7 protein-coding genes are annotated in these 4,652 nt (G+C 34.1%); 5 read left to right on the top strand and 2 right to left on the bottom strand.

The window, feature by feature from the left end:
* Window positions 1-561: 561 nt before the first annotated feature.
* Window positions 562-1,281: a FadR/GntR family transcriptional regulator gene (locus AC3AX0_RS04725; protein WP_487549154.1), complete on the top strand. Its 720-nt coding sequence runs from the start codon at window positions 562-564 to the stop codon at window positions 1,279-1,281.
* Window positions 1,282-1,430: 149 nt separating this feature from the next.
* Here AC3AX0_RS04725 and AC3AX0_RS04720 read toward each other — a convergent pair whose 3' ends face one another.
* Complete coding sequence (locus AC3AX0_RS04720; RefSeq protein WP_487549153.1) at window positions 1,431-1,871, bottom strand: hypothetical protein; 441 nt, start codon at window positions 1,869-1,871, stop codon at window positions 1,431-1,433.
* A gap of 40 nt (window positions 1,872-1,911) precedes the next feature.
* The gene (istB, locus tag AC3AX0_RS04715; RefSeq protein WP_487549152.1) at window positions 1,912-2,646 is read right to left on the bottom strand and encodes an IS21-like element helper ATPase IstB; all 735 of its coding nucleotides are present in this window, start codon (window positions 2,644-2,646) and stop codon (window positions 1,912-1,914) included.
* A 279-nt stretch (window positions 2,647-2,925) separates the two neighbouring features.
* Between istB and AC3AX0_RS04710 the strand changes: the two genes are divergently transcribed.
* The 4 genes from AC3AX0_RS04710 to AC3AX0_RS04695 all read left to right on the top strand — a co-directional run.
* Window positions 2,926-3,684 (top strand): DUF6904 family protein, encoded by a 759-nt coding sequence (locus AC3AX0_RS04710; protein WP_487549151.1) that lies wholly within the window; start codon window positions 2,926-2,928, stop codon window positions 3,682-3,684.
* Between the two features lie 96 nt (window positions 3,685-3,780).
* The gene (locus AC3AX0_RS04705) at window positions 3,781-3,906 is read left to right on the top strand and encodes a hypothetical protein (protein ID WP_487549150.1); all 126 of its coding nucleotides are present in this window, start codon (window positions 3,781-3,783) and stop codon (window positions 3,904-3,906) included.
* A 1-nt stretch (window position 3,907) separates the two neighbouring features.
* Window positions 3,908-4,108, top strand: a complete 201-nt coding sequence (locus AC3AX0_RS04700; protein ID WP_487549149.1) for a hypothetical protein — start codon at window positions 3,908-3,910, stop codon at window positions 4,106-4,108.
* Window positions 4,077-4,652: hypothetical protein (locus AC3AX0_RS04695; RefSeq protein ID WP_487549148.1), on the top strand; the 576-nt coding region annotated here is incomplete at its 3' end. The genes AC3AX0_RS04700 and AC3AX0_RS04695, both read left to right, overlap by 32 nt.

Raw genomic sequence — 4,652 nt, 5'->3', positions numbered from 1 at the left:
GTTGCCAGATGACTAAGTGGTAAAGCCACCTAGCCTAAATAAAAAATATCACAATTAAACTTACCTGTCAATAAAAGATATTTATTTAACAATATATACAAAATCGAGTAGGAGGTAGCTGATTAGTTCAGCTACTGGCCTCTCCGTCGAGTAAGCAAGAGGACTTTCACCTTTAAGATTGTGCCTATGCCAGTCACATATTAAAAAGCACTAGTTTATTACGGGAGTTTGACAGTTGGAAAGAAGACCTAAATACCAAAAGCCAGTTATATTGCTATTTTTTTTGCCTTTTTTGTCAAATTTTTCAAATTAATACTTTCGTACTTTTTCGCACGTGGTATAGTTGTCAAAATTTGTTGTTTGTACTGATGCCGGGTTATCTAATTTTTTCAATAGATAGCATATTTTGACACACTTGTCATAATGTATGTTATAATAATTTTATTGAAATAGAGATATGGTAAAGTAACAAAGTATTACAATAACATAAAAAATGGATTAAAATCGGCAATGTATGGTAAATTGATTATATTGCAAAAGATTTGATATCTAACGAAAGGAATGAATGATTTGTTAAAACCAGTTAAGCCCCAAAAAGCATATGAACTTGTTATAGATCAAATCAGTAATATGATAATAGAAGGTGATCTGAAAAAAGGTCAAAAGCTTATACCAGAAAGAGATTTGGCAGCTCAACTTCAAGTAAGTAGACCTACAGTCAGAGAATCTTTACGAGCATTAGAGGTAATAGGACTAATTGAAAGCAGGCATGGGGAAGGACATTTTATAAAAGAAAATTTCATAGAGGGTTTAGTAAGACCACTGTCATTAGTATTTGTTTTGGAAGAAAGTAAATTTGAAGATATTTTAGAATTAAGAAAAATGATTGAAGGCAAAACAGCTTCTTTAGCTGCCAAAAACAGAACTGAAGAGGATATAAAAAAACTTAAAGATATAATTCATGAACTTGACTTAGTAATGTGTGAAGAAGATTTGAATTTATTAGATAATAAATTTCATTCATTGATAGCAGATATTTCGAGAAATAATCTTGTGATTAGTGTATACAATGCAATGTCCGACCTATTGGATAGTTTTATTATAAATATACATGCAAAAGGTTTAGCTAAATTTTTAACGGTAGAGTCCTCTAAAGAGTCTATATTGCTGCAACATAGACAAATTGTGAAAGCAATTAAAGCTGGGAATGAAAAAGAATCAACAAAGAGAATGCTGGAACATTTAGAATTTGTTGAGAACTTTACCGGATTATATAAATAATTTCATATAAAAGCACTAGTGGTAGTGTTGTTGATTGTCAAGTAAAATTGACCCACTTTTTCGTTTAAATCTGACCCACCTTAGTTTTGATAATTGGTGGATTAGATTTTTGTAAATCCTGTTTTTTACACTGTAAATTGACCCACCTACTAGTGTGTAATAACTCGATATCCATCACTTTTTAATGACGTTTGATCTATTACCATTGTCTTTGAAGAAGAGTCCAGTATGATGTATCTGCTAAACTCTAATAAGCGATCCCCCAACAGTTCTCTTATTAACTTTTCCATTTCGATAGGACGATTATCAATAAGCTGTTTTTCAGATGATTTGATGTGTTTTGGGAGCACTGGAGAGCAAAGATCTTCCATGCTCATGAAAACATCATCAACCTTTGTCTCACTGCGAATCTGATAGCAATCATTATCCTGGTTGTATTCAAATTTTGGATTCTTATCAATCCTTTTCATTACGAAATATGGATTTTTTACACCATACTGACTACGCAGTAAATCATAAGCTGCGCTCCGTCCTTCGTCATTGTATATTTGAACAATTTTGATTAGTTCTTCATTGTTTACCTTTGACATCTATTTATTCCTCCAGTCTATTGAGAGGGTGACATTGATTTCAATCTGTACCCTTTCCCGTATTAACACTGTTTTTTGACCCTTTGACACGATAGCTGTCACCAGTTATACTAAGTACATGACAGTGGTGGAGCAGTCGGTCAAGAATAGCCGTGGCAGCCAACTGTCCGGTAAACAGTTCGTTCCACTTGCCCATTGGCAGGTTGGTTGTAATAATGAGAGAGCTTTTTTCGTATCGTTGGCGTATGATTTGGAAAAACAGGCTCTCTCTTTCTTTATCCATTTTTATGTAAGATAATTCATCTACAATCAGTAGATCAATCTTATTCAGCTTTTCAAGCATTTCCGGCAACTTTCCTTTGATCATTTCATCATAAAGCTTATCAACAAGTTCCTTTGCATTAACAAACAGAACGCTTTGTCCTGCATTGCATGCGTTTATACCGATTCCAGTTGCTATCATGCTTTTCCCAACACCGGGTGGTCCGATTACAATGATATTTTCATGAGCATCTAAAAACCGCAGATTTCCTAACTCTTCAATCTTATCCCTGTCCAGAGTATGATTAAAGCTGTAGTCGATATCTTCAAGGGTTGTAGATGATTCAAAATGAGCATTGCCTAACAGCTTTTCATACCGTCGAGCATTTTTCCCTTCTTCTTCAACTGAAAGCAGACGTATCAGAAAATCCATATATCCCAAGGAAGTCATTTCTGCTTCTGCAATGAGATCCGGATACTGTTCCCGCATATCAACAAGCTTGAACTGTTTCATTTGAGAATCATTGGTGCCTGTCAAACAATATAATAACTTATTAGTATGGAATAATAAGAATAAGACGGATTTTGATAAGGTTAAATTTAACTTTAAACCTAACTCGATTAAAGTATAAACCAACAATTGCTTATTGACTAATTCTGCATAGCTCAGCCGTTGAACTGCCAAAATGCATATGCTATACTTAGAAGGCAGATGACGGAATAAATATAAATATGAAATAAAGGTATCTGCTTGGTAGATGCCTTTTCTTTTAGAGGAAAATAAGGAGAACTTATGATAATAGTAAATATGACGGAAAATTTAGGTGGATTTGAAATTTCTGGTGATTTTTTTGATTTTGACGAATTGTATCAAGCGTTATACAAGGTACTTGGAGAGAACGATTATGAGTATGAGGGTGCGGAGGAAATTCGTATACTTGGATTGTGTTATGACTTGAGACATGCGAATATGGGGTCAAGAGATTATAAATATGTTGATAATGCAGTTCACGAGGAATCTGCAAGATATCATGGAATGGTGTTGCCGCCAAAGAATGTATATACTTCCTTCAAGGTGTTTTACCCGGAAATGGTTTTTATTTTACTTGCATTGAACGAGAAATGTATTAAATATGCATCACAACTGTCTAAAAAGGGTTATGTGGACTATCCTTTTGATTTGAAGGAGGCTCTGTGGGATAAAAATCTAGCGGTTGTACGTATATTCCAATCTGCAGTTTTTGAAGCTATTAGTCGGAATTTGAATCCAAACGGCATAGCTAGGGTAAAGAAGCTTATGTCTTCGAGGGACTATACTATGGTGAATTTCTATACACAGTATGTTGATGAGCAAAATATAAAGTATATACATATGGACAAGGAAGCAAGAACCAAGAAAATTATAATAATGTTTAAACGGTTTGTTGAACCTATAAAAGAGTATTATAAGCTTGTGGATGAGATTGATGAAGCGGCTGAATACTATGACTGTCATCCAGATGAAATAAGAAGTGGAATGGAGTATCAGGATGATAAGGATATTTTGTGGTAAGTGCACAAAAAAATCACTTTGTATATTTCGACGGACTGGAGCGGAACCTTATAAATTATAGGTGCATGTTTAATAACTAATAGATTGTCCAGAAGAATGCACTGGTTTTCTGGCGAACAGCCAAGCGAGGAAATAATTAAATATGTAGATTCGAAGCTTGAACTATATGATTACAAGATGAGATTCTTGATGAGCAAAGTAAAAGCTGTGGAGAAAAAATAGAATGGATAAAAAGATTGTAAACAAGTTGATAGGAAAAATGGATAATAAGACACTTATGAATCTGATAGATGAAATGGCAAAGCATAACAGTGCTGCTGAACAAACCTTGCTGGATTTCTGTGGGAAAAATATGACTTTGGATAACAAAAGCTTGGTATTGGAGAAGCAGATTGAAAAGCATTGGAAAAATGCATATTGTTGAATATGGATCTGATTATATTGACTTGGCTAATTATTACAAGAAGCATGGAAAGGAAATAGATGCCTTGCGGACTGCCTGGGAAGGATTTGACAAGTGCGTTGGAAGATTGGATGATATCTACAGGTATTTGTTTAATGTGTATTATGAAGAGGGAAATGAGAGCGCAAGTTTAAATTTATACAAGAAAGCATTAAAGAAGAAGCGAAATCTGGATTGTATCTCTGAATTGATGTATGATTATTACAAGGGTAAAAATGACTACGATAATCAGAAGAAGTTGTTGCTTATGATGATCCAGAGATGTGACTACAGGTATATTTTGAACTGGTATGAAAGGTGCAAAGAGGAACTTAAAAATATTGACTGGGAAGAAAAGGAAGAGGAATTATTGTTGGTAGTGAAGGATAAAGATTTGTCGGTATATTTGGACATATGCCTTGAAAATGGAAAAATGGTGGAGGTCCTTGACGGTATTCAGAATAAAAAGAGATATGATTACTGGAATGATATTGATTATGGTCATAAATATAGTAAAATCCTGGCA

It is taken from the genome of Dethiosulfatibacter sp., assembly GCF_983023055.1.
This window is presented reverse-complemented; position numbering and strand designations above follow the sequence as displayed.

Coding starts and splice junctions, on each gene's coding strand:
- AC3AX0_RS04725 (WP_487549154.1), top strand. CDS start 562: ATGAATGATTTGTTAAAACCAGTTAAGCCCCAAAAAGCATATGAACTT.
- AC3AX0_RS04720 (WP_487549153.1), bottom strand. CDS start 1,871: ATGTCAAAGGTAAACAATGAAGAACTAATCAAAATTGTTCAAATATAC.
- istB (WP_487549152.1), bottom strand. CDS start 2,646: ATGAAACAGTTCAAGCTTGTTGATATGCGGGAACAGTATCCGGATCTC.
- AC3AX0_RS04710 (WP_487549151.1), top strand. CDS start 2,926: ATGATAATAGTAAATATGACGGAAAATTTAGGTGGATTTGAAATTTCT.
- AC3AX0_RS04705 (WP_487549150.1), top strand. CDS start 3,781: ATGCACTGGTTTTCTGGCGAACAGCCAAGCGAGGAAATAATTAAATAT.
- AC3AX0_RS04700 (WP_487549149.1), top strand. CDS start 3,908: ATGGATAAAAAGATTGTAAACAAGTTGATAGGAAAAATGGATAATAAG.